The sequence below is a fragment of the Sphingomonas faeni genome (genome assembly GCF_023195535.1).
Classification (GTDB): Bacteria; Pseudomonadota; Alphaproteobacteria; order Sphingomonadales; family Sphingomonadaceae; genus Sphingomonas; species Sphingomonas faeni_B.
Genome location: NZ_JALPNF010000002.1, coordinates 101,592 through 125,227, shown reverse-complemented (window position 1 = coordinate 125,227; position 23,636 = coordinate 101,592). Strand labels below are relative to the sequence as shown.

The following is a 23,636-nucleotide window of genomic DNA, read 5'->3' as shown; positions in this document are numbered from 1 at the left end:
CTTCCTACGATTTGGGGGTGATGCGGGAATAGGCTTGGCGGAACGCGGCCTTCTTCTCGGCGAGCGCCGAGACGAGGGCAGGGTCGGGGACGATGGTGTGCGAGACGGGGGGCGCGACGCAGATGTCGGCGGGATCGCCGCCGTCGACGCCGAGCTGCGCGAGCCGCGCGGCACCGAGCGCGGGGCCGACCTCGCCGCCCTGGAGGTAGACGAGTTCGACCTCCATCGCCGCAGCGATCACCTGGCCCCAATAGCGCGAGCGGGCGCCGCCGCCGATCACCGCGAGGCGCTCGACCGTCGTGCCGGCCTCACGCAATACGTCGAGACCGTCGGCGAGCGCGAACGCCACGCCTTCCAGCACCGCCTGCGAGAGGCGGCCGGCGTCGGTGTCGTTGTCGAGGCGCAGGAACGCGCCGCGAACCTCCGCATCGTTGTGCGGCGTGCGCTCGCCCGAGAGATAGGGGAGGAAGATCTCGGGGCCACTGGCGGGGCCGGCGGCCTCGGCGCGCGCGAACAGGTCGGCGGCACCGGCGGCACCGGTGATCCGTGCGACCCAGTCGATGCAGGACGCGGCCGAAAGGTGGACCGACATCTGGTGCCACATGCCGGGTAGCGCATGACAGAAGGCGTGGACCGCGCGCGCCGGATTCGGGCGGAAATCCTTGGTCGCGACGAAGATCACGCCAGACGTGCCGAGCGACAACAGCGCATCGCCATCCTTGACCACCCCGACGCCGACCGCGCCTGCTGCATTGTCGCTGCCGCCTGCCGCGACCGGCACCTGCGGCATGCCCCAGAGTTCGGCGACTTCGGCGGTCAGCGCGCCGGTGATCGCCGACCCTTCGAACAACGCCGGCATCTGCGCCTGCGTCAGTCCGCAGGCGGTGAGGATCTCGTCGCTCCAGCAGCGGCCGCCGACGTCGAGCCACAAGGTGCCGGCGCTGTCGGACAGGTCCGACGCCTTGTCGCCGGTCATCAGCAGCCGGACATAGTCCTTCGGCAACAGCACCGTGGCGATCTTCGCGAAGACCTCAGGCTCATGCTCGCGGACCCAGAGCAGCTTTGGCGCGGTGAAGCCGGGCATCGCGATGTTGCCCGAGATTTTGCGCAGATCGGGGACGGCGCGTTCGAGTGCCTCGCATTCGGCAAAGCAACGCCCGTCGTTCCACAGGATCGCGGGGCGCAGCGGCTTATCGTCGGCATCGAGCAACGTCGCGCCGTGCATCTGGCCGGCGAGCCCGACGCCGCGCACCGAACGGCGGACGCTCGGGTCGATCGCCTGGACCGCGGCGATCGTCGCCTTCCACCACGCGTCTGGATCCTGTTCGGACCAGAGCGGATGCGGCCGCTGCACGGTCAGCGCGGCGGTGCCTTGGCCCACCACGCTGCCATGCTCGTCGAGCACCACGGCCTTGACACCCGAGGTGCCGATATCGATTCCGAGGAACATCAGTTGACGAACGGATCGATGGTCGGGATCGAGCCGTCGGGCGCGAACTTGAGTTCGGTCACCTTGACGTTGCGCAGGTGGTTCTTGTTGCTCATCTGCGTATCCGCATAGAACAGCCACCATTTCTTGTTCCATTCGATGATCGAATGGTGGCTGGTCCAGCCCTGCACGGGCTTGAGGATATGACCCTTGTACGTGAACGGGCCGTACGGATTGTCGCCGGTCGCGTAGTTCAGGAAGTGCGTGTCGCCGGTCGAGTAGGTGTAGTAATATTTGCCGCCGCGCTTGAAGACCCAGGACGCCTCGAAAAAGCGGCGTTCATGGTCGCCGCCGAGCACGGGCTTGCCGGCCTCGTCGAGGATCTGGACGTCGCGCGGGGTCTCGGCGAAGCTCTTCATGTCGGGGTTTAGCTTGGCGATCTGGCCCGACAGCGCGGGCTGATCGTCCTTGCCGAGATCTGTGTCCGAGCCGTTGGCGTCGAACTTGCCGTCCTTCCAGCGCTGGAGCTGGCCGCCCCAAATGCCGCCGAAATACATATAGCTGGTGCCGTTCGCGTCGGTGAACACCGCGGGGTCCATCGAGAAGCTGCCCTCGATCGGCTTGGGATCGGCCTTGAACGGGCCGACCGGGCTCTTCGAGGTGGCGACGCCGATCCGGAACGTGCCGAGGCCGTTCTTGTCGAGCTGTTTGTCGCGCGCCGGGAAGTACAGATAATAGGTGCCGTTCTTGTAGGCGGCATCGGGGGCCCACATCTGCTGCGACGCCCAGGGCACATCCTTCACATCGAGCGCAACGCCGTTGATCTTCACCGGCCCGCCGATCCGGTCCATGCTCAGGACGCGGTAGTCGCGCATCGCATATTGATTGCCGAGATCGTCGTCGGCGACCTTCACGTCGATATCGTGGCTCGGATAGACGTAGATCTTGCCGTTGAAGACATGCGCGGACGGGTCCGCTGTGTAGATGCTGGTGACCAGGGGCTGCGACAGATAGCGCTTGCCCTCGGGGCTGCGCGGCGCCTTGCTTGCGGCGGTCGGGGCAGGGCCGGTGGATGGAGCCGTCTGGGCCAGCGCGACGCTGCCGGCGAGCAGCAGGGGCAAGCCCGCGGCGAGGGTGGATATACGAAGCTGCACGACCGTTCGATCCTTCCTAAATTACGCGATCTTCTGCGAGATCTGCCAACCCGCATCACTGCGGAAATAGCGCTACCATAACAGGACGTTCGAGGCGGGCAAGCGGACTTTACCGACGATGGCCCAGGACTGAGGTCGATTGGACCCGGGTCCATGTCGACAGGCATTTCCTGCAGGGGGCGGTTGCGCTAACGATAGGGCAATGGATACTTCCCCACCGCCTATCGCCAAACCGTCCCGCCGCGCGGGCGGCGCGCCGACTATCAGCGACGTCGCGCGTCGGGCCGGCGTATCGCCGATGACCGTCTCGCGGGTCATCAACGGCGAGAGCAACGTCCGCCCGGTCACGCGCGAGGCCGTCAACGCGGCGATTACCGCGCTGAACTATGCGCCCAACCCCGCCGCGCGCAGCCTCGCCGGGGCAGGGCAGACCAGGATCGGACTGCTTTACAGCAATCCGAGCGCAGGATTTCTCAGCGAGTTTTTGCTCGGCAGTCTCGATCAGGCAGCGCGTAGCGATGTCCAGATCATCGTCGAGAAATGCGAACTCGGCGAGCATGAGCTCGAGGTCACGCGACACCTGATCGCGGGCGGCATCGACGGCATCGTCCTGCCGCCGCCGTTGTGCGAGGCAGATGCGATCCTCGAGCTGCTGGCCGAGGCGCGGATCCCGACCGTCTCGGTCGCCAGTGGCCGTCCGTCCGACGAGGTGCTTGCGGTCCGGATCGATGACCGCGAGGCGGCATTGACGATGACCCGCCACATCATGGCGCTCGGCCATCGGCGGATCGGGTTCATCACGGGCAATCCCAATCTTTCGGCGAGTGCGCGTCGCCTCGAAGGCTATGGGGCCGCGTTGCAAGAGGCAGGAATCGCGCTCGACGAGACGCTGATCCAGTCCGGCCTCTACACCTACCGATCGGGTCTCGACGCGGCGGAAGCGCTGTTGGCGCTTCCCGAGCCGCCGACTGCGATCTTTTCGTCCAACGACGACATGGCCGCTGCCACGGTCGCAGTCGCGCATCGTCGCGGCTTCGACGTGCCGGGGGACCTTACGGTGTGCGGATTCGACGATACCACATTGTCGACCGCGATCTGGCCCGAGCTCACGACGATCTACCAGCCGATCGCGGACATGGCGCGAGTCGCCGTCGAGATGTTGGTTGCGACGATCCGCCGCCCGAGTGGCATGATTATGAGCGATCGCCATCGTCTGCTCGACTATACGCTGATTCGTCGCCAGTCCGATGCGCCGCCGCGGCAGCGGCCGCGCGCGCAGCACGGCTAAAAGGCGACGGCGGGGCGTAGTTTTTGCAGGGCCGGCAGCAACGCGAGATGCTTGACGCCGTCCGGGAAGATGGTAGCGATACCAGCAATGAATGCCGCCAGCCGATCGGCGACGGCTCGATAGGAGAGTATCGCGTGCAACGGCAACCGGTTCGGCCCTTCCGATCGCGTGACTGGTTCGCGGACCCCGCGCGCTCGGACATGACCGCGCTCTACCTCGAACGGTTCATGAACTACGGTCTGACCCCCGCGGAACTCCGCTCGGGACGGCCGATCATCGGGATCGCCCAGACCGGCAGCGATCTCTCGCCGTGCAACCGCATCCATCTCGATCTCGCGCGTCGCGTCCGCGACGGCATTCGCGACGCCGGCGGGATCGCGATGGAATTCCCGGTCCATCCGATCTTTGAGAATTGCCGTCGGCCGACCGCCGCGCTCGATCGCAACCTCGCCTATCTCGGGCTGGTCGAGACGCTGTACGGCTATCCGATCGACGCGGTGGTTCTCACCACCGGGTGCGACAAGACCACGCCGTCGGGGATCATGGCGGCATCGACCGTCGATATCCCCGCGATCGTCCTGTCTGGCGGGCCGATGCTCGATGGCTGGCACGAGGGCGAGCTGGTCGGTTCGGGCACGGTCATCTGGCGTTCGCGGCGCAAGCTCGCGGCCGGCGAGATCGACGAGGAGGAATTCCTCCAGCGCGCGACCGACAGCGCGCCGTCGGCCGGGCATTGCAACACGATGGGCACCGCATCGACGATGAACGCGGTCGCCGAGGCGCTCGGCCTGTCGCTGACCGGCTGCGCGGCGATTCCTGCGCCCTACCGCGAGCGTGGCCAGTTCGCGTACGAGACCGGGCGGCGGATTGTCGACATGGCGTATGAAGACCTGCGGCCGTCGCAGATCCTCAGCCGCGAGAGTTTCCTCAACGCGATCCGCGTCGTGACCGCGATCGGCGGGTCGTCGAACGCGCAGCCGCACATCCACGCGATGGCGAAGCATGCGGGGATCGAGATCACCGCGGCCGACTGGTCCGATCACGGCTATGACCTGCCGCTGCTGGTCGACGTCCAGCCGGCCGGGCGGTTCCTCGGCGAACGCTTCCACCGCGCGGGGGGCGTGCCTGCGGTGCTGAGCGAGTTGCTCGCGGCCGGCAAGCTCGACGGCGATTGCCTGACCGTGACCGGCCGGACGCTGGCGGAGAACATCACGGGCCGGGTCGCCACCGACCGCGAAGTCATCCGCGCCTACGACACGCCGCTGAAGGAACAGGCCGGGTTCCTGGTGCTGTCGGGCAATCTGTTCGATGTCGCGATCATGAAGACTAGTGTGATCTCGCCGGCGTTCCGCGCGCGCTATCTGGAGCGGTCGGGGGCCGAGGACGTGTTCGAATCGCGGGCGATCGTGTTCGAGGGATCGGACGATTATCATCACCGGATCAACGATCCTGCGCTCGATATCGACGAGGACTGCATCCTCGTGATCCGCGGGGCGGGGCCGATCGGCTGGCCGGGCTCGGCCGAGGTCGTCAACATGCAGCCGCCCGATCACCTGATCCAGCGCGGCATCATGACGCTGCCGACGCTGGGCGACGGGCGCCAGTCGGGGACGTCGGACAGTCCGTCGATCTTGAACGCTAGCCCCGAAAGCGCGGTTGGCGGCGGCTTGTCATGGCTGCGGACCGGCGACATCATCCGCATCGACCTGAAGGCGGGGCGGTGCGATGCGCTGGTCGACGATGACGAGATCGCGCGGCGGCGCGGCGAGCCTGCACCACCGGTGCCGGCGAGCAACACGCCGTGGGAGGAGCTGTACCGCGAGAAGACGGGGCAGCTCGCCGATGGCGCGGTACTCGACTTCGCGGTGAAGTACCGCGGTATCGCGGCGCGGACGCCGCGGCACAATCACTGACCGGTTCGACGAATACACGCAAAGACAACACCAGGCCGCAACGGTCGGCGTACAGGAGAGGAACATCATGGCGAATATGCACAGTGGAGACCCGGGGGCGGGATTACAGGCCGGATTACAGGGAAGCGCCGCGGTCAATCACGGCTTCATCGCCGCGATCGTTGCGGTGGCGACGATCGGTGGCTTCATGTTCGGCTATGATTCGGGCGTCATCAACGGCACGCAAAAGGGCCTGGAGGCGGCGTTCGGTCTCGGGCGGCTCGGGATCGGCGTCAATGTCGGCGCGATCCTGGTCGGCTCGGCGGTCGGTGCGTTCGGCGCCGGGCGGATGGCCGACGCGATCGGCCGTCGCAACGTCATGATGCTCGCCGCAGGCCTGTTCCTGTTCAGCGCACTGCTCGCCGGTGCCGCGACCGGATCGGGGATCTTCATCTTCGCACGGATCATTGGCGGCCTTGGCGTCGGGGCGGCCAGTGTCATCTCGCCGGTCTACATTTCCGAAGTCACGCCGGCCTCGATCCGCGGCCGCCTGTCGAGCGTGCAGCAGGTCATGATCATCTCGGGCCTGACCGGCGCGTTCGTCGCCAATTTCGCGCTCGCCCGCTATGCCGGCGGCTCGACCGCCGACTTCTGGCTCGGCTATCCGGCATGGCGCTGGATGTTCTGGCTCCAGGCGATCCCCGCGGCGATCTATTTCTTCGCATTGCTCGTGATCCCGGAAAGCCCGCGTTTCCTGGTCGCCAAGGGTCGCGAAGCCGAGGCGCACGTCGTCCTCACGCGTCTGTTCGGCAGCGAAGAGGCGGACCGCAAGGTCGTCGAGATCCGCAATTCGCTGTCCGCGGATCATCACAAGCCAAAGCTTAGCGATTTGCTCGACAAGACGACCGGCAAGATCCGGCCGATCCTGTGGGCCGGTATCGGCCTCGCCGTGTTCCAGCAGCTCGTCGGCATCAACGTCGTGTTCTATTACGGCGCGGTGCTGTGGGAAGCGGTCGGCTTCACCGAGGACAACGCGCTGCAGATCAACATCTTGTCGGGCGTGCTGTCGATCGCGGCGTGCCTGTTCACGATCGCGACCGTCGACAAGATCGGCCGCAAGCCGCTGTTGCTGGTAGGCTCGGCGGGCATGGCCGTCACGCTCGCAGTCGTCGCTTATGCGTTCTCGACCGCAGTGACGGGCGCGGACGGCGCGGTGTCGCTGCCCGGTCATAACGGCATGATCGCACTGGTCGCGGCCAACCTGTACGTCATCTTCTTCAATGCGAGCTGGGGCCCGGTGATGTGGGTGATGCTCGGCGAGATGTTCCCGAACCAGATCCGCGGATCGGGTCTCGCGGTGGCGGGCTTCGCGCAGTGGATCGCGAACGCCGCGATCTCGGTCAGCTTCCCCGCACTGGCGGTGTCGCCGGGGTTGGCCATAACTTATGCCGGCTACGCGTTCTTCGCGGCGATCTCGTTCTTCTTCGTGAAGGCGCTGGTCAACGAAACCCGCGGTCGCGAACTCGAGGACATGACCGGCTGACCTTCGATCCTCCCCCGCAAGGGGGAGGTGGCACCGAAGGTGACGGAGGGGGAGGATACGGAACAGACGTATCCCTTACCGCCCCCTCCGACTGGCAAGCGCCAGCCACCTCCCCCTGGCGGGGGAGGATCAGAACATCGCCACACGAAAAAGGGCACCGCGGATTGGTCCGCGGTGCCCTTTTCTTGATCTGCAGTGGTGCTCAGGTCAGGCGATACGATCGCCTGCAATCGTCGCGACACGGTGCGCCGGTTGCCCGGCCACCCCGGCATCGAACGCGAACACGTCGCCCGCGAGCGGCTGTCGCGCGCGGTCTTCGTCGCTCAATCCCTTGGACGCGGTCGTCGCATAGGCGGTGCGGCCATCGGGGCCGCCGATCGCGATCTTGGTGACGTTCGAGACGGGTAACCGGACCTCGGCGACCTGCGTGCCGCCGGGGGCATAGCGCCGCACGCACCAGCCGCCGTAGAACGATACCCAGACATACCCGTCGGCATCGACGATCGGGCCGTCGGGATACCCCTGGGTCGCGACATCGACCGCCGCGAAGACGCGCGTGTCGAGCAGGCTGCCATCCGCGCCGATCGTGCAGGCGTGAATCGTGCCGCCGAGCGTGTCGCAGTGGTACAGGGTCGTGCCGTCCGGCGAGACCGCGGGGCCGTTGGTGATGACGATCCCGTCGACCACCGGCGCGACGCCGTCCGCATCCGCGCGGTAGATCAGCCCCGACACGGCGCTCTCGCCATCGTCCATCGACCCGAACCAGAGCCGACCTGCGGCATCGACGGTCGAATCATTCAGGCGGTTGCCCGGCGCGTCGGGCTCGACCACGTGGAGATGCGTGAAGCTGCCGTCGCCCGGATCGAACCGGTGAAGCCCGGTCTGCAAACCGGCGAGCATGCCGCCATCCGCCAGCGGCTGAACCCAGCCGACCTGCGCGGGCGCGGTCCAGCGCTGGTGGTCGCCGGTCACGGGGTCGAACCGGTGCACCTGATGCTGCTTGATGTCGACGAACCACAGCGCATCGTCGAGCCACAAAGGCCCTTCGCCGAGGGTCGCGCCGACCCTAAGGACCGGTTCCACGATACCGATCAGCGCCATCCCGCATCTACCCAATAATTATGACCGGTGCACATCCGCGCATCGTCCGACGCCAGAAACAACGCCATAGCGGCGATATCCGAGGGCTGGATCCGGCCGTCGAGGCACTGAGATGCGACGATCTCGGCCTCGCCTTCGGGAGTGTACCATTTCTCCTGGCGCGGCGTCTGGACGTTGCCCGGGATGATCGCGTTGACGCGGATCCCGTCGCGGCCGAGGTCACGCGCCAGGCTGCGTGTCATGCCCTCGATCGCCGCCTTTGCGGTCTGGTAGAGGATCAGTTCCTCCATCGCGAGGTGCCAGCTGATCGAGCCGAAATTGACGATCGCGCCGCGGCCCGCCGCCTTCATCGCAGGCACCACTGCCTGTGCCGCGAAGAACAGATGGCGGAGATTGACGTTCATCCGCTGATCCCAATACGCCGGGGTCACCTCGGCGATCGTATGGCGATCGTCGTTGGCGGCGTTGTTGATCAGGATATCGACGCCGCCGAGCTGGTCGATCATCGTCGTGAACACCGTGTTCAGCGCATCGAGATCGGTCAGGTCGAGCGCGTGAAAGATCGGCGCGTGGTCGGCGCCGTCCGACAGTCGCTCGATCAGTGCGCGGCTGTCTGCCTCCGCGACGTCGACGAACGCGACCTTCGCGCCCTGTGCCACGAAGCCTTCGACGAGCCCGGCGCCGATGCCAGATCCGCCGCCGGTGATGATGACGCGCTTGTCCCTGAGCGACGGATAGACGGCGCCTTCGTGGCGACCGGCGGTTTTCTGCAGCACATTGTTCTCCGAATAAGTCATGCCGACAACAGCCCGCGCGCGGCGAGGTTGCGCATCAGCGCTACCAAGCCGAATTCCCAAGGCGGTGCGGCCTTCGAGGTGGTGACGGTATTGACGAGGCGACCGAGGCCGGGCGCGGCGATCGAGACGGTATCGCCCGACTTGTGCGTGAAGCCGCGGCTGGCATCGTCGCGATCCTTGGTCGGCGCGAACAGGGTGCCGAGGAACAGGACGAAGCCGTCGGGATATTGATGCTCGCTGAGCGCCTGGCGTACCAGTTCCTCGGGGTCGCGGCTGATCTGGCTCATCGAGCTGGCGCCATCGAGGACATAGCCGTCGGTGCCCTCGATGCGGAGCACCACTTCGGCACGGCGAACATCGTCGATCGTAAAGTCGTCGTCGAATAGCCGGATGAAGGCGCCGAGCGAACAGGACGCGTTATTGTCCTTCGCCTTGCCGAGCAGCAGCGCCGAGCGTCCTTCGAAGTCGCGCAGGTTGACGTCATTGCCGATCGTCGCACCGACCACGCGGGCATCGGGGGCAACCAGCAGCACGATCTCGGGCTCTGGGTTGTTCCACGTCGAATCGGATCGCACACCGATCTTCGCGCCCCATCCGACCGTCGACAAAGACGGCGCCTTGGTGAAGATCTCGGCATCCGGGCCGATCGCGACCTCGAGATATTGCGACCAGAGTCCTTCCTCGATCAAGGCGGCCTTCAAGGCGGCCGCCTCGGGCGTACCGGGAACCACGCGCGCCAGTCCGCCCCCGATCCGCTGCTCCAGCCGTGCCCGCACCGCAGTGGCGGCACCGGCATCGCCACGCGCCTGTTCTTCGATCACGCGTTCGAGCGCGGATACGGCAAACGTCACGCCTGCCGCCTTAACGCATTGAACGTCGATCGGGCTCAGCAATCGCGGCATGCCATCGGTCGACAGGCCAAGCGAGTCGAGATCGCCGATCGATGTCCCGGCATGCGGATCGAGCAAGTCGCGCGCTACGAGTTCGGCGACCGTCGGCGCGACCCGGCTCATATCGTAGACGGTGCCGTCCGATACGATGACGGGAGTCGGTCCTTTGCCGAGGTCGACTCGACCGATCCAGCGACCGGTGCGCCAGTCGGGTCCAAGGGCGTCGAGGGTATCGAAAGCGAGTGTCACGGCAACATCTCCGGCAAGGCTGTTTCGGTCGGGCTAAAGGACGGCGGCGGGGGAGGGTGGTAGCAACGGGCAGCGGCGGCGGACCGGGGGCGGGGCATTTCAATGCCTTGCACGCCATACCGGTCCATGCTGTCTCGTCACGGTGTTCCATTATGGCCGGGCTTACCGACCATGCACGTCCTCTCCTCCGCCGATTGACAACGGTAGCGGTACCATTACCGACATACCAACCGCGTTTGCAAGACGACTGGCGGGATATTCGACGTTTCGGCCAAAGCTCCGCAGCATGATCGCACCCAAGGTCGGTCATCGCGGCAGCGTGATCGTCTTTTTGGTGGCAAGCACGGCCGATCGGATCGGTGTGCCGGTCCTCGCTTGGCCGCCGCCCACGCTGACCTTGAAGCGCCCGGCCGCGACTTTGCGAACGCGATCGGCGCCGTGACGCCAGCGAAGGACGCCATCGCAGAAGGTCAGCGGCAGGCGGCCTGCAGGGTTGATCGGCCCCGCGAGCATTTCCGCGATTGCAAGGCCACCGGCCTGGCCCGGATACCAAGCTTCGACGATCGCCGCGGCATTGGCTTTGGCCCAGGGCAGATCGATTGCGCTGCCGTTCATGGCTCCAGATCGTGCGCCGAGACGATCATGTTGGCGCTGTGGCGGGTCGATTCCGGAAAATTGGTGCGAGCGCCGGCGCAAGCGCGCCGTGCAACGATTTCGTCCATATGCGCGGCATCCTGCGCAAGCGCTTGCGCCGTCTGTCGTGCGGGTGTCGGTCCGGCCACCGCCGCGAAAGCCTATGCGATCGCCGCAAACGCCACGCTTCCGCGCCACAAGTCCTGACAGGCCCGCAGCGCAGGTCTCCCTTGCGGTACCTCAGGAAAGCGGGATCTCGAACGGTCCCACGGGTAGTTGCGCCTCGTCCGCCAGATTGACCACCGGGCTGTCGGCCCAGGCATAGCGGACGCGGACGACCGGCTTGCCATCGGGCGCGAGCGTTACCCGATCGCCGCGGGCGACCGCGCTGGCATAGCGGCAGCTTCCGGCATCGGCTCCGCACAGTTCGAAGCCGATCGCCTGTGCCGACGCCCGTGCATGCAGCGCGCCCGTGACCCCGGCGAAGCGTAGCGTCACGCCGCCATCGGGGGTGCGGCTTGCCCACGCGATGCCCGGACCGACGGGCTCGCGGCCCGCATAGGCAAGCGGACGGATGACCCGCGCCAGTCGCTGTCCGACGGCATGCTTCTCGCCGGGATGGATATCGAGCGGATCGCCGAGATCGATCGTCACCGCGACCCCTGCATGACCGTCCCGCTGTGCCATCACGCGTTGCGCCTCGCGGACATTGGCCCAGCCGCTTTCGCCGGGCGCGATCGGGGGCGTGCCGTAATTGGCAAGCTGCGCGATCGCCAGCGGGATCGTCGGCCGACCGAATTGTTGCCGCCATGCGCGGGTCATGGTGGCCAGCCGCGTCTCGTATCCGGGCAGGCCGGTATCGGACTCGCCCTGATACCATGCGATCCCGGCGAGCGCCGTCGGTCCGAGCGGCGCGATCATCCCGTTGTACAAGGTCCCCGCGCCGTTGATGTCGTCCCAGGGCGAGCGCGGCGCGTTGCCCGGCACGCGCTTGGCGATCGCGTAGCGCCAGCCGTCACCGATAGGCACCACGCTGCCATCGGCCAGCGTCAGCGTCATCGTATCCGCCGGCCCGGTCATCCCGCCATAGGCATAGACGTCATCGTCGTTGACGGTGATGACGTTGGGCCCCGCCTTCAGCGCGCCAGCGGGCAGCGTATAGGTGCGGGGCCGGCCGGCATTGCTGTTCCCGCCGACGCCGATCCCGTTGAACCATGTCCGATCCGCGTCGTCGACAATGCCGATCGCCAGCGTCGCCGCGCCGCGCGCCTGCGCGGCGGTCAGCGTGACGACGCGCTGATACCAGACCATGCCGTTATAGTCGGCGAGGGCGGGCACGCCCCAATTTTCGAAATTGCCGATCTTCGGCACGGGTTTCCAGTCGAGCACGACGTCCGGCTGCCAGGGTTCGCGCCCTTTGGCGTCGCCCGTGCCGCCTCGCCACCATTCTTCCCAGATCGTCGACGCGCCTCGCTCTGCGGCGACCGCGTCCTTTGCGTGCACCGCGAGCAGGTCGGCCTCGCGCGCCATCCCGGCAGACCGCAGCGCAGTGTCGCTCATCCAGGCGCTGATCCGCGATCCGCCCCAGCTTGCGTGGATCGCGCCGATCGGCACGCGCTCGCTCCGCCGCAGCGCCTGCACCATGTAGAAACAGGCCGCCGAGAACCCCGGGACGGTATCGGGATCTGCCGCCGCCCACTGCGGTTTGGCCGCGAACCGGGCAAGCGGCGTTTCGCTGGTCGCCTTGGCGATCGTGACGAGGCGGAGTTGATCGTCGAGCGGCGGATGCGCGTCGGGTATCAGGTCCTGTGCCGAATTCACCGCCAGTTCCATGTTGCTCTGTCCCGAACACAGGAACACGTCGCCGATCAGCAGGTCGTGGATCGTCGTCACGCCGTCGCTACCGGTAACCGTCAGGTCGTAGGGCCCGCCTGCGGAAAGCGGTTTCAGGCGCAGCTCGAATCGACCATCGCGATCCGCCTTCACCGTCGAGGTACGGCCCGCCAGGCGGACCGTAACCGGCCTGCCCGGAAGGCTTTGGCCGCGCAGCACGACTGGCTGGCCACGCTGCAGGACCGCGTGATCCCCGATGATCCCGTCAAGGCGTGGGGCGATATTCGGATCGGCCGCTGCCGCCGAGCCAGATACTGCCGAGCCGAGCGATACGGCGATTCCGACCATGGCAACTGACAGGGCGTTCGACGGACGGATCTTCATGCGTTTGCCGCTTCGATAGGAGGAAAGGGGGAGGGAGGAGGTAAGGCGGGCATAGGAGCAACGGGGAGAATCATGGCGTCAGCATCCCCCGCGCGGCGATCTCGCGCAGCCGGATCCGGTAGCGCGGCGAGCCCGCAATCAGGCGCTGCCTCTCCACGCCGCTCTTCCGGATTGCTTGTCCGGCGACGACCGCATTCGGCATAGGGTTTTGCGCGGTCCGTCTCCCATCAACATCGTGTCGTACCTCGCCATTCTTGGCAGCGTTGGTATCGCTCACACTTCAATTTATACGCCGACAAAGACCGCCAGCAACTCTTTTCTGGCCGCCGTGAATTGGTCAATTCGACCGGTGCGTGCGTTGCGGGGTCTGCGTTCGGCCCTGCATCGTGACAGAGAAGGCGTCGATGCAATATTCGAGCGCAACTGTCCGTGATATCGGTATCATCTGGAGCGTATCGGGTGTCTCGCGCCGCCCGCCTTCACGACCGTTTCTTCGGGAGACCAGTAATGCCGATCGCTTCCTCGCTCGATACCGCATCCCGCCGCTGGAGGTACGCGCTCGCCGCATTGCTCGCGTCCACTCTGATGCCGGGCGCCGTGACGGCCGATCCGCTCGATCCGACCGGCCGCTGGAGTGCGAATCAACAGGGCCAGGCCGCCGTTCCGCCGATGGGCTGGAACAGCTGGAACGCGTTCAACAGCGGTATCGACGAGGAAAAGATCCTCGCGTCCGCGCAGGCGCTCGTCGATACGGGGCTGTCGGGGATGGGGTATCGCTACGTCAATATCGACGATGGCTGGTGGCTGAAACGCCGGACCTCGGACGGACGCATGGTCATCCGCGCCGCGCAATTTCCGTCGGCACGCAGGTTGGCGAGAACGGGAGCCGCGAGCAGCCAGGGTGCCGATTATACCAGCTTCCGGCCGCTCACGAACCGGTTGCACGCAATGGGACTGAAGGCCGGAATCTATTCGGATATCGGGCGTAACAGTTGCGGGCAGATCTACACGGCGCAGTTCGACAACCAGCCCGTCGGCAGCGTTGCCGAGCGCGAGGTGGGGCTTTATGGGCACGTCGATCAGGATATCCGGCTGTTCTTCACCGAATGGGGCTTCGATCTGATCAAGGTCGATGGCTGCGGGGTGCGCGGGTTGCCGGCGGATCACCCGCGGGTGCGATCGGGGCTGTACCGTGCGTTCCCGCCGATCATCGACATGCAGTCGCTGGGCCGGACGGACGTCGCGGCGGTTCGCGCGCTATACGGTTCTGTCGGCGCGGCGCTGCACCGCGAACGCCCGCGCGGCGACTATCTGTTGTCGCTGTGCCTCTGGGGATCGGCTGACGTTCGCGCCTGGGGCAAGGATCTCGGCAACATCTCGCGCACCAGCGACGATATCACGCCGCACTGGACGCGGATGCTGACCAATTTCGACACCGCCGCGCAGCGTGCGCTCTATGCGCATCCGGGGTCGTGGAACGATGCCGACATGCTGTTTGTCGGCACCGCGGAGTTCGATGCGCAGCACATGACCGAAGCGAAGTCGCATTTTGCGCTGTGGGCGATGATCAATTCGCCGCTCGTGATCGGGTACGACCTTCGCAAGCTGACGCCGGCACTGCTGTCGGTGTTTGGCAACCGCGATATCATCGCGCTGAACCAGGATCCCGCGGGCAACCAGGCGGTGATCGCCTATCACAGCGACGACGTGCAATTCTTCGTCAAGACGCTCGCCGACGGCAGCAAGGGCGTAGCGCTGTTCAACCGCGATGCGGCCCCGGTGGATGTCGTGTTGCAGGCCGGACAGATGAAGTTTCGCGACGATGCGCCGGTGACGCTGGTCGACCTGTGGAGCAAGAAGACGACGCGGTTTACCGGCGAGACGCGCTTTACGCTGGCGGCCCATCAGACGCTGGTGTTCCGGGCGCAGGGTACGCGACGGTTGAGCGACGGGCTGTATCTGTCCGAACAACCGGGCCGCGTTAACCCCGCGGTCGACGGCGTCGACACGGCGCGCGCCGACCCGACGATCCATCATTCGGTCACCGCATGGTCGGGCACCAAGGGGCCGGGCGAGCATGTTCAATATGGCGGCTGGGGCGGCGCGCGGGCGGATCGCGCGGTATATGGTCAGGTGCTGCGGATTGCCGGCAAGGATTATGACACAGGCTTGGGCGTGCTGGCCGGTTCGCGGCTGGAGGTTCGTAACGCCGGGTTCACCCGGTTTGCGGCCGAGGTCGGTATCGACGACGCAGGTCCGGCGGCCGGCAGTCCGCTGCGGTTCGCGATTTATGGCGACGGCAAGCTGCTTGCGACCTCGCCACCGATCGGTTTCGGCGATCCTGCGGCGTCGTTGGAGGCCGACGTGACCGGCGTGAAGATCGTCGAACTCGTAACGCGATCGACCGGGCAGGGCGCCGCGCTGCCGCCGCGCCCTGCGGTGTGGGCGAATGCGAGGCTCACGCGATGACGGCGAGAGAAGCGACGTCGATGCTGATCTCGACCCGCAGTTCCATTCTATCGTGGTCGACCGGGTCTGCTGATCGTGACGATCGCATGCTGCGCATCGGGGGGGCGTCCAAGGCCAATTAGCCGGCACCTACGCGTGCAGACACGCCATAATAGCGATGGTCGGCTGGGTCGTAATTTAGCTGGGGGTGCGGGCTGTCTGAGCCGCAGAGGACTGTATCAGCCCTGTCGGAAAATGGCTCCCTGAGTAGGATTCGAACCTACGGCCACTCGATTAACAGTCGAGAGCTCTACCGCTGAGCTATCAGGGAACGTTGCCGGAGGCGGCTCTATAAACGGCCAGTCGGACGATGCAAGCAGGTTTCGCCGCAAAAATGCAAAGTCCGCGATAAACCGCGCTCAGGAGACGAACTGTTCCATCGTGATCCGGTCGTCGAGCGCGTGCTCGGGATCGAACAACAGCGTCAGTTCGCGCGCGCGGTCCATGCAGATGTCGACCTGTGCGACATCGCGAATCTCGCGCTGGTCTGCGACCGCTGAGACGGGGCGTTTGCCGGGATCAAGCACGCGGATACCGATGCGGGCCTTGTCCGGCAGGATCGCGCCGCGCCAGCGCCGCGGGCGGAACGGGCTGATCGGGGTCAGCGCGATCATGCCGGAGCCGAGCGGCAGAATCGGGCCCTGTGCCGACAGGTTGTAAGCGGTCGAGCCGGCCGGCGTCGCGACGAGAATACCGTCGCAGGCGAGCTCGGCCAGGACGATGCGGTCGTTTACCGTCACTTCGAGATTGGCGGTCTGGCGGGTCTCGCGCAGGAACGACACCTCGTTGATCGCGGGTAGCGTGTGCGTGCGCCCGTCGACGCCGAGCGCGGTCATGCTGAGCGGGACGACCTTGAACGGCTTTGCGCGCTCCAGGCGGTCGCCGAGCCCGTGATGCCGCCATTCGTTCATCAGGAAACCGACCGTGCCGAGGTTCATCCCGAACACGGGGACCGGCGGCTTGCGGCGTTCCAGCATGGCGTGGAGCGTCTGGAGCATGAACCCGTCGCCGCCGAGCGCGATGATCACGTCGGCGTCCTCGACCGACACCCACTCGCCCATGTCGGCGAGCTGGGCCTCTGCGGCACGAGCGGGCGGGGTGTTGGACGCAACCAGCGCCCGCCGCTCGTACCGGCTCATCCGCCGGTGACGCTCATGTGGCGCGCGACGGCCGGGCCTTCGCCTTGGCCGATGCGGAAGTCGTGCGCCTTCGGCTTGGCGAACAGGCCGGCGTCAATCGCTGCGTCGAGCCCGGCGGTACCGCCTTCGCGCAGCGCCGCCTTCAGGTCGACCTGATCGTCATGACCGAGGCACATGTAGAGCTTGCCTTCGGTGGTCAGGCGGACGCGGTTGCAGCCGTCGCAGAAATTGGCGGTCAGCGGCGAGATCAGCCCGAGACGCGTGCGCGTGCCGTCGACGTTCCAGTAGCGCGCCGGGCCCCCGGTCTTGTGGGCATCACGCGCGAGCGTGAACTGCTGGCCGAGTTCGTCGAACACCTTGGTCAGCGGCAGGAAACGATCGGTACGGTCCTCGTCGATCGCACCGAGCGGCATCGTCTCGATCAGCGACAGGTCGAAGCCTTCGTCGCGACACCAGGCGAGCATCGGCGCGATCTCGTCCTCGTTGAAGCCCTTCAGCGCGACCATGTTGATCTTGATCGCGAGCCCGGCGTCACGTGCGGCGTAGATGCCACCGATGACCTGCGCGACATCGCCGTGGCGGGTGATGTAGCGGAAACGCTCCGGGTCGCGGCTGTCCATGCTGACGTTGACGCGACGGATGCCGGCATCGACCATCGCCTCGGCATGCTGCGCGAGGCGCGTGCCGTTGGTGGTCATCGTCAGCTCTTCGAGCCCCGATCCGATGTTGTGACCAAGACGCTGGACGAGTTCCGCGACGTCGCGACGCACGAGAGGTTCGCCACCCGACAAACGGATCTTGGTGACGCCGCGCGCGATGAAGCGCTCGGCAATGATCGCGATCTCTTCGAGACTCAACAGCTTGGCGCGGGGCAGGAACGTCATCTGCTCGGCCATGCAATAGCGGCAGCGCAGGTCGCAGCGATCCGTCACCGAAATCCGCAGATACTTGATCGTGCGGCCGTGCGTGTCCTGCAAGGGCTTCTGCTTAAGGGCGGGCGCTGACGTCATCCCTTCAGAGCTAGGACGTGGCTGTTCCGGTAACAAGGCCGAATCGGCCGGTAATGGACGGGCAAATGGATTGGCGGGGCGCGATGCGCCAGCTAAGCTCGCACCGATGGGATCGGGTGCGATGGATATGGAAGACATGCAGACAGCAACGACACTGTTTGCAGTATCGTTCCGTCAACGCGATGAGATTGAAGAGATTCTGGCATCCACGGGGGCTGGTGCGGGTTGGCGTGCCGCGGTCTTCGGCGACGCGGAAGCGATCGGTAGCCGGTTTCTCGCAAGCCATGCCGCGGTCGCCCTGATCGACGCACGTGGCGCGCTCGACGAGGGACTGGCCGCGGTGCGCGCGCTCGGCGCGCCGGTGGCGACCAACGGGGCCGCGTTGCTGGTGCTGGTCTCGCGCGGGGACGTCGAGGCGATCCGCGAATTCTTCGATGCCGGCGCGACGCAGTTTCTCGTCAGCCCCGCGAGCGAAGGCGAACTGGTGCAGGCCTTGCGGTTTGCCGGGCGCCATGCGGCGCGTGCTTCGGGCGGGACGATCGACCGACGTGGTATACCCGGCGCGTCGCGATATGATCGGGAAACGGGCGAAGCGCGGCGCTGGATCGTCGGGCGGATCGCAGAGGACCGCCCCGTCGCCGTCGTACTGGTAGCCCTGTCGCGGCTCGACATCGTCAACGCCGCGCATGGTCGGCCAGCGGTCGACGGACTGATCGAAGCGGCTGTCCGTCGTACCGAAACGGTCGCGCGCGAAGCCATCGGCGTCGAGGCGATGGTCGCGCGGCTGGGCGGGTCCGAGTTCGTGCTGGTTATCGAAGCGTCGGGGGCGGCGGTCACGGCGGCGATCACCGCGCTGGATGCGGCGCTCGCGCGCCCGTTCACGGTCGCGTATGCGCGCGCCGTACTCGGCTGCCGGTTCGGCGTGGCACAGCGCCAGCCGGGCGACGATGCCGCCGCACTGCTTCGCCGCGCGAGTGAAGCGCTGGCCGAGGCGAAGGCGAGCGACGGATCGGTGCTGCACGTCGCGTTGCCCGACGGGGTCGCCCCAATCGATGCGCTGGCGATCGATCTGCACCACGCGATCGAACGCGACGAGATCGAGCTGCGCTGGCAGCCGCAGATCGAGGTCGCAAGCGGCAAGATCACCGGCGTCGAAGCGCTCGCGCGCTGGAGCCACAGGACGCTCGGGCCGCTTGGCGCGGACACGCTGTTCGATGCCGCCGACCGTGCCGATCTGGGAATTGCGCTGTCCGATCATATCCAGCGCCTGGTGTTGGCGCGGGCGGTGGCATGGCCGGAAGCACTCGGCACGTTGCGGGTGTCGCTGAACCTGACCGCGGCGGATATCACCCGGCCGGGCTTCGCGGCGTTGTTCCTGGCGCGCGTCGACGAGAGCGGGTTTCCCCGTGGTCGATTGACCGTCGAGATCACCGAGACCGGGCTGATCGAGGATCTGGCCTCGGCGTCGGCCTTGCTTGCGGAGTTGCGCGGGGCGGGGTGTCGGGTGGCGATCGACGACTTTGGCACCGGCTATTCGAGCCTTGCCTATCTGAAATCGCTGCCGCTCGATTACGTCAAGATCGACAAGTCGCTGGTCCGCGATATCGACGGCGGCGCGCGCGACCGCGTGGTGGTGGCGGGCGCGATCACGATGGCACGATCGCTCGGGATGGTCGTGGTGGCCGAGGGGGTCGAGACGCCGGCGCAACTTGAACTGCTGGCCGCCGCGGGATGCAGCCTGTACCAGGGGTTCCTGGTATCCGAGGCGGTCACCGAGCCGGCATTGCTCGAACTGATGATGCGGGAGTGATGCGAAAATGATGCGTGCTTCGATCCTGCCGGTGGCGATGTTCGTTGCCATACCGGCGGCCGCACAAGCGCCGGCGGAAACGGCGATCCGCCAGGCGATGGAGGCGAGCGCCGCCGGCTGGAATGCCGGCGACCTCGCGCGGTTCATGGCGATCTACGCGGACGATGCGGTGTTCGTGACCCCGAAGGGCGTGTTGCGCGGCAAGCCGGCGATTGCCGCCAAATACCAGCCGAGCTTTCGCGGTGCCGGCAACGCACGCGGCACGCTGTCGTTCGCGTTCCTGGAGATGCGGGGGATCGATCCACGCCATGCGCTGCTCGTCGCGCGCTGGACCCTGAGCGGACCGTCGACGACCGAAAGCGGGATGACGACACTGGTCTTCGCGCGGCGTGGTACGGCGTGGCAGATCATCGCGGACCACAGCAGTTGACCCCCAGCGGTTGACGGCACAGTGCCGCTACGGCTGCTGACGCAACGCGCCAGCGGACCGGATATCGGTGATCGTCGGATAGCCGTTGACCGCCATCAGCAGGTCCGCCTCCGCCAGCAGGCATTTGAGCACGTGCGCCGCGCCCGCTGCGCCGCCCAGCGCGAGGCCATATGCATAAGGGCGGCCGACGCCCACCGCAGCGGCACCGAGCGCGAGCGCCTTCACTACGTCGGTGCCCGAGCGCACCCCGGAATCGAACAATACGGGGGTTTCTCCCGAGGCTGCCACGACGTCCGGCAGCATGTCGATCGCCGCGATGCCGCCATTCGCCTGCCGTCCGCCATGATTGGAGCAATAGATCGCGTCGGCGCCGGCATCGATCGCGCGCCGTGCATCGTCGGGATGGCAGATGCCTTTCAGCACCAGCGGCAATGAGGTCAACGAACGCAGCCACGGCATGTCGGCACAGGTCAGCACCTTGCCGAACACGCCCGCCCATTGCCGCACCGCCGCCGCGGGGTCTTCTTCGGGCGGACGGTCGAGCATCGCCCGGAACACCGGATCACTGAAATAATTCGCCAGCACATGCCCGCGCAGTTGCGGGAAGTTCGCCGTGTTCAGGTCGCGCGGCCGCCAGCCCGTGACCCAGGTGTCCAGCGTCACGACGATCGCCTTGTACCCGGCGGCCTCGGCACGGCGGACGAGGCTTTCGGTCAGGGCGTCGTTCTTCGGGGTGTAGAGCTGAAAGAAGCCCGGCGTGTCTCCGAATTGTGCAGCGACGTCTTCGAGGGGATCGTTCGACAGCGTCGACTGGCAAAGCGGCACGCCGGTGGCGGCGGCGGCCTTTGCCGCTGCGAGATCGCCGTGACCGTCCTGGGTGCAAATGCCGTTGATTCCGACCGGCGCCATGAACAGCGGCGTCGGAAGGCGCATGCCGAACAGCTCGATCGACAGGTCGCGGCGAGAACAATCTATCATCATCCGCGGCGTCATCCCCCAATGCGCGAAAGCGTCGGCGTTGTGGCGCTGGGTCTGCTCGTCGCCGCACCCGCCCTGGAGATAGGCGAGCGTCGCGGGGGGCAGTGCGGCGGACGCTCGCGCTTCGAGCGTCGCGAAGTCGACCGGGACGCTCGGCAGCACGCCGTTCAGCCCCGCGAAGTAGATCGCGTTCTGGTAATCGCCAAAATGCGGCGCACTCTTGGGTGCAGCGGCCATGGTGCCTCTCCTATGTTTTGCCGGACACTATACCGGGCGCCAGCGAAGTCGGATAGATTTTCGCATGCGAGGTTTGCGAACCTGCGCCTTTGGTCGGCGGCGACGGATCGAAACCAGGAAGGGAGTGGCGGATCGGGCCGTAGTCCTTAAGATCGCGCCATCCATGCAAGAAAGCGTAACCATGCATCTTCGCCTTCCCGTCATTGCCCTGTTGTCGCTATCTGCGAGTGCGATCGCCCAGATTCCTGTCCAGACTCCCGCCCAGGCCCCTGCTGCCGATCCGGCCGATCCGAACGCGTATCTGGAGGATATTCACGGTGCGCGGGCACTCGACACCGTGAAGCGCTGGAATACGCGGTCGCTGGCGGCACTCGAAGCGAAGCCTGGCTATGCGGCGTACCGCCAGCGCGCACTGGACCTGTTGCAAGCCGACCGCCAGATCGCCAACCCCGACCAGATCATCGGCGATCAGGTGCTCAACCTCTGGCAGGACAAGAGCAACGTGCGGGGCCTGTGGCGGGTCGCGTCGCTGGCGTCGTTCAGCAGCGGCAAGCCGGTCTGGCGGACGCTGATCGACGTCGATGCGCTCGGCAAGGCGGAAGGCAAGAGCTGGGTGTGGAAGGGTGCGACCTGTCGCTCGCCGTCCTATGATCGCTGCATGGTCGCATTGTCGAACGGCGGCGGCGACGCGGTCGAGGAGCGCGAGTTCGATATTCCGTCGGGCAAGTTCGTCGCCGATGGCTTCGTCGTGCCGATCTTCAAGACGCGGTTGAGCTGGGCCAGCCCCGACGCGCTGTATGTCGCGACCGATTACGGTGCCGACAGCCTGACCAAGTCGGGATATCCGCGCATCGCCAAACTGTGGCGCCGCGGTACGCCACTGACCGCTGCGACCGAGATCGCCAGCGCCACGCAGGAAGACGTCGGGATCAACGTCAGCGTCTTTCCGGATGGCGAGCAGCGCTATCCGCTGGTCGTCCGCGACACCGATTTCTTCCATTCGAAGCGGAGCCATGTCGCGCAGGACGGCCGGCTCGTGCCGTCGCCGCTGCCCGACGACGCGGTGATCAACACCGTGCTGGACGGCCGGCTGATCGCGACGCTGGCGTCCGACTGGCGCGGTGTGCCGGCGGGGGCAGTGGTCGCCTACAGCATCGCCGACGTGTTGGCCGGCCGCGCGCCGGCGATCGAGCGGGTGCTCGTGCCGACCGCGACGCAGGCGGTGGAACAGGTCGATTCGAGCAAGTCGGTGCTATGGGTGAAGATGCTCGACGACGTATCGGGGCGGCTCGTGTCGCTGACGCGCCGTGCGGACGGTCGCTGGACGCAGGCGGTCGCGGCTTTGCCGACCGCTTCGACGATCCACCTCGATGCGACTGCGGGCAAGGACGATCTCGCCTTCGCGATGGTCGAGAGTTTCCTCAGTCCGCCAACGCTCTATGCCGTCCGTCCGAACGCCCAGCCCGCGACGGTCGATACGCTGCCTGGGCGGTTCGATGCCTCCAGAATGCAGGTCGAACAGCGGTTCGCGACGTCGAAGGACGGGACCAAGATCCCGTATTTCCTCGTGCGGAAAAAGGGCACGAGCGGACCCGTGCCGGCGCTGGTCCATGCCTATGGCGGGTTTCGCAATGCGCAGACGCCGACCTACCTCGTCGACCAGCCCTATCGCTCGGGCCCGGCCGGGCTGTTCTGGGTCGAGGAGGGCAATGCGTTCGTGCTCGCCAACATTCGTGGCGGCGGCGAATACGGGCCGCGCTGGCACCAGATGCCGCTGCGCGAGAACCGGCAAAAGGCGTATGACGATCTTCACGCGGTCGGTGACGACCTCGTGCGGACGGGCGTTAGCGCCAAGCGCAAGATCGCGGTGTCGGGGCGGTCGAACGGCGGCCTGCTGGTCGGCGTCGCGATGGAGCAGCGGCCGGACCTGTACGGCGCGATCGTGATGGGCTCGCCGCTGCTCGACATGCAGCGCTATTCGCATCTGTCGGCGGGCGCGTCGTGGATCGGCGAATATGGCGATCCCGACAAGCCGGCGGACTGGGCGTTCATCTCGCAATATTCGCCGTATCAAAATCTGAAGCGCGGCGTGAAATACCCGGTGCCGTTCATCTACACCTCGACCGAGGACGACCGCGTCCACCCCGGCCATGCCCGCAAGTTCGCCGCGCGGCTAGAGGACTATGGCGACCCGTTCTTCTACTATGAGAACCCTGAAGGCGGCCACGCGGCCGGCGCCGACAAGATCGAGGACGCCAAGCGCGCGGCGCTCGTCACCGTCTATCTCAACACCCAACTCGGCACCGCTCCACAGCGCTGATCGTCAGGAAC

General features: G+C 66.4%; 16 protein-coding genes, 1 tRNA gene and 1 pseudogene. 7 read left to right on the top strand and 11 right to left on the bottom strand.

Annotation, left to right across the window (positions count from 1 at the left end; all coding sequences use genetic code 11):
* Positions 1 to 4: 4 nt before the first annotated feature.
* The gene (xylB, locus tag SPHN_RS04995) at positions 5 to 1,450 is read right to left on the bottom strand and encodes a xylulokinase (RefSeq protein ID WP_248521682.1); all 1,446 of its coding nucleotides are present in this window, start codon (positions 1,448 to 1,450) and stop codon (positions 5 to 7) included.
* Positions 1,450 to 2,583, bottom strand: a complete 1,134-nt coding sequence (locus tag SPHN_RS04990; protein WP_432715054.1) for a glycoside hydrolase family 43 protein — start codon at positions 2,581 to 2,583, stop codon at positions 1,450 to 1,452. Before SPHN_RS04990 ends, xylB begins: the two co-directional genes overlap by 1 nt.
* Before the next feature lie 202 nt (positions 2,584 to 2,785).
* On the opposite strand from SPHN_RS04990, the gene SPHN_RS04985 reads away from it, so the two are divergent.
* From SPHN_RS04985 to SPHN_RS04975, 3 genes are all read left to right on the top strand, one after another.
* On the top strand, positions 2,786 to 3,871 hold the full coding sequence (locus SPHN_RS04985; RefSeq protein WP_248521680.1) for a LacI family DNA-binding transcriptional regulator: 1,086 nt from the start codon (positions 2,786 to 2,788) through the stop codon (positions 3,869 to 3,871).
* 134 nt (positions 3,872 to 4,005) lie between these two features.
* Complete coding sequence (locus tag SPHN_RS04980) at positions 4,006 to 5,784, top strand: IlvD/Edd family dehydratase (RefSeq protein WP_132738615.1); 1,779 nt, start codon at positions 4,006 to 4,008, stop codon at positions 5,782 to 5,784.
* Positions 5,785 to 5,860: 76 nt separating this feature from the next.
* Entirely contained in the window at positions 5,861 to 7,306 is a 1,446-nt protein-coding gene (locus tag SPHN_RS04975; protein ID WP_248522375.1) for a sugar porter family MFS transporter, read from the top strand.
* A gap of 207 nt (positions 7,307 to 7,513) precedes the next feature.
* On the opposite strand, the gene SPHN_RS04970 is transcribed toward SPHN_RS04975, so the two are convergent.
* The 5 genes and pseudogenes from SPHN_RS04970 to SPHN_RS04950 form a co-directional block, all read right to left on the bottom strand.
* A complete protein-coding gene (locus SPHN_RS04970) occupies positions 7,514 to 8,407 on the bottom strand; it encodes an SMP-30/gluconolactonase/LRE family protein (RefSeq protein ID WP_248521678.1) in 894 nt (297 codons plus the stop codon).
* A complete protein-coding gene (locus SPHN_RS04965) occupies positions 8,398 to 9,204 on the bottom strand; it encodes an SDR family NAD(P)-dependent oxidoreductase (RefSeq protein WP_248521676.1) in 807 nt (268 codons plus the stop codon). Before SPHN_RS04965 ends, SPHN_RS04970 begins: the two co-directional genes overlap by 10 nt.
* Positions 9,201 to 10,343 carry a fumarylacetoacetate hydrolase family protein gene (locus tag SPHN_RS04960; RefSeq protein ID WP_248521674.1) on the bottom strand — a complete coding sequence of 381 codons (1,143 nt, stop codon included), beginning with the start codon at positions 10,341 to 10,343 and terminating at the stop codon, positions 9,201 to 9,203. The genes SPHN_RS04965 and SPHN_RS04960 overlap by 4 nt, the downstream gene beginning before the upstream one ends.
* Before the next feature lie 465 nt (positions 10,344 to 10,808).
* Positions 10,809 to 10,961 (bottom strand): annotated as a pseudogene (locus tag SPHN_RS04955) (glycoside hydrolase family 3 C-terminal domain-containing protein); the annotation flags it as partial.
* Between the two features lie 255 nt (positions 10,962 to 11,216).
* Entirely contained in the window at positions 11,217 to 13,193 is a 1,977-nt protein-coding gene (locus tag SPHN_RS04950) for a sialate O-acetylesterase (RefSeq protein ID WP_248521672.1), read from the bottom strand.
* A gap of 507 nt (positions 13,194 to 13,700) precedes the next feature.
* Here SPHN_RS04950 and SPHN_RS04945 point away from each other — a divergent pair.
* Entirely contained in the window at positions 13,701 to 15,662 is a 1,962-nt protein-coding gene (locus SPHN_RS04945; RefSeq protein ID WP_432715053.1) for an NPCBM/NEW2 domain-containing protein, read from the top strand.
* A gap of 235 nt (positions 15,663 to 15,897) precedes the next feature.
* On the opposite strand, the gene SPHN_RS04940 is transcribed toward SPHN_RS04945, so the two are convergent.
* From SPHN_RS04940 to moaA, 3 genes are all read right to left on the bottom strand, one after another.
* A tRNA-Asn gene (locus SPHN_RS04940) sits at positions 15,898 to 15,972 on the bottom strand.
* An 88-nt stretch (positions 15,973 to 16,060) separates the two neighbouring features.
* Positions 16,061 to 16,840 carry an NAD kinase gene (locus tag SPHN_RS04935; protein ID WP_248521663.1) on the bottom strand — a complete coding sequence of 260 codons (780 nt, stop codon included), beginning with the start codon at positions 16,838 to 16,840 and terminating at the stop codon, positions 16,061 to 16,063.
* Positions 16,837 to 17,850, bottom strand: a complete 1,014-nt coding sequence (gene moaA / locus SPHN_RS04930) for a GTP 3',8-cyclase MoaA (protein ID WP_248521661.1) — start codon at positions 17,848 to 17,850, stop codon at positions 16,837 to 16,839. The genes SPHN_RS04935 and moaA overlap by 4 nt, the downstream gene beginning before the upstream one ends.
* Before the next feature lie 136 nt (positions 17,851 to 17,986).
* Between moaA and SPHN_RS04925 the strand changes: the two genes are divergently transcribed.
* A complete protein-coding gene (locus SPHN_RS04925; RefSeq protein ID WP_349238464.1) occupies positions 17,987 to 19,660 on the top strand; it encodes a putative bifunctional diguanylate cyclase/phosphodiesterase in 1,674 nt (557 codons plus the stop codon).
* Between the two features lie 7 nt (positions 19,661 to 19,667).
* On the top strand, positions 19,668 to 20,090 hold the full coding sequence (locus SPHN_RS04920) for a YybH family protein (RefSeq protein ID WP_248521659.1): 423 nt from the start codon (positions 19,668 to 19,670) through the stop codon (positions 20,088 to 20,090).
* Between the two features lie 27 nt (positions 20,091 to 20,117).
* On the opposite strand, the gene SPHN_RS04915 is transcribed toward SPHN_RS04920, so the two are convergent.
* Positions 20,118 to 21,305 carry an alpha-hydroxy-acid oxidizing protein gene (locus SPHN_RS04915; protein ID WP_248521657.1) on the bottom strand — a complete coding sequence of 396 codons (1,188 nt, stop codon included), beginning with the start codon at positions 21,303 to 21,305 and terminating at the stop codon, positions 20,118 to 20,120.
* Between the two features lie 181 nt (positions 21,306 to 21,486).
* Between SPHN_RS04915 and SPHN_RS04910 the strand changes: the two genes are divergently transcribed.
* Positions 21,487 to 23,625 (top strand): prolyl oligopeptidase family serine peptidase, encoded by a 2,139-nt coding sequence (locus SPHN_RS04910; protein WP_248521654.1) that lies wholly within the window; start codon positions 21,487 to 21,489, stop codon positions 23,623 to 23,625.
* The last annotated feature ends 11 nt before the right edge of the window (positions 23,626 to 23,636 follow it).

What these genes read in the sequence shown, in the direction of transcription:
- SPHN_RS04970 (WP_248521678.1), bottom strand. Translation starts at nt 8,407, where the DNA reads ATGGCGCTGATCGGTATCGTGGAACCGGTCCTTAGGGTCGGCGCGACC.
- xylB (WP_248521682.1), bottom strand. Translation starts at nt 1,450, where the DNA reads ATGTTCCTCGGAATCGATATCGGCACCTCGGGTGTCAAGGCCGTGGTG.
- SPHN_RS04910 (WP_248521654.1), top strand. Translation starts at nt 21,487, where the DNA reads ATGCATCTTCGCCTTCCCGTCATTGCCCTGTTGTCGCTATCTGCGAGT.
- SPHN_RS04965 (WP_248521676.1), bottom strand. Translation starts at nt 9,204, where the DNA reads ATGACTTATTCGGAGAACAATGTGCTGCAGAAAACCGCCGGTCGCCAC.
- SPHN_RS04975 (WP_248522375.1), top strand. Translation starts at nt 5,861, where the DNA reads ATGCACAGTGGAGACCCGGGGGCGGGATTACAGGCCGGATTACAGGGA.
- moaA (WP_248521661.1), bottom strand. Translation starts at nt 17,850, where the DNA reads ATGACGTCAGCGCCCGCCCTTAAGCAGAAGCCCTTGCAGGACACGCAC.
- SPHN_RS04915 (WP_248521657.1), bottom strand. Translation starts at nt 21,305, where the DNA reads ATGGCCGCTGCACCCAAGAGTGCGCCGCATTTTGGCGATTACCAGAAC.
- SPHN_RS04985 (WP_248521680.1), top strand. Translation starts at nt 2,786, where the DNA reads ATGGATACTTCCCCACCGCCTATCGCCAAACCGTCCCGCCGCGCGGGC.
- SPHN_RS04950 (WP_248521672.1), bottom strand. Translation starts at nt 13,193, where the DNA reads ATGAAGATCCGTCCGTCGAACGCCCTGTCAGTTGCCATGGTCGGAATC.
- SPHN_RS04935 (WP_248521663.1), bottom strand. Translation starts at nt 16,840, where the DNA reads ATGAGCCGGTACGAGCGGCGGGCGCTGGTTGCGTCCAACACCCCGCCC.
- SPHN_RS04920 (WP_248521659.1), top strand. Translation starts at nt 19,668, where the DNA reads ATGATGCGTGCTTCGATCCTGCCGGTGGCGATGTTCGTTGCCATACCG.
- SPHN_RS04945 (WP_432715053.1), top strand. Translation starts at nt 13,701, where the DNA reads ATGCCGATCGCTTCCTCGCTCGATACCGCATCCCGCCGCTGGAGGTAC.
- SPHN_RS04925 (WP_349238464.1), top strand. Translation starts at nt 17,987, where the DNA reads ATGCAGACAGCAACGACACTGTTTGCAGTATCGTTCCGTCAACGCGAT.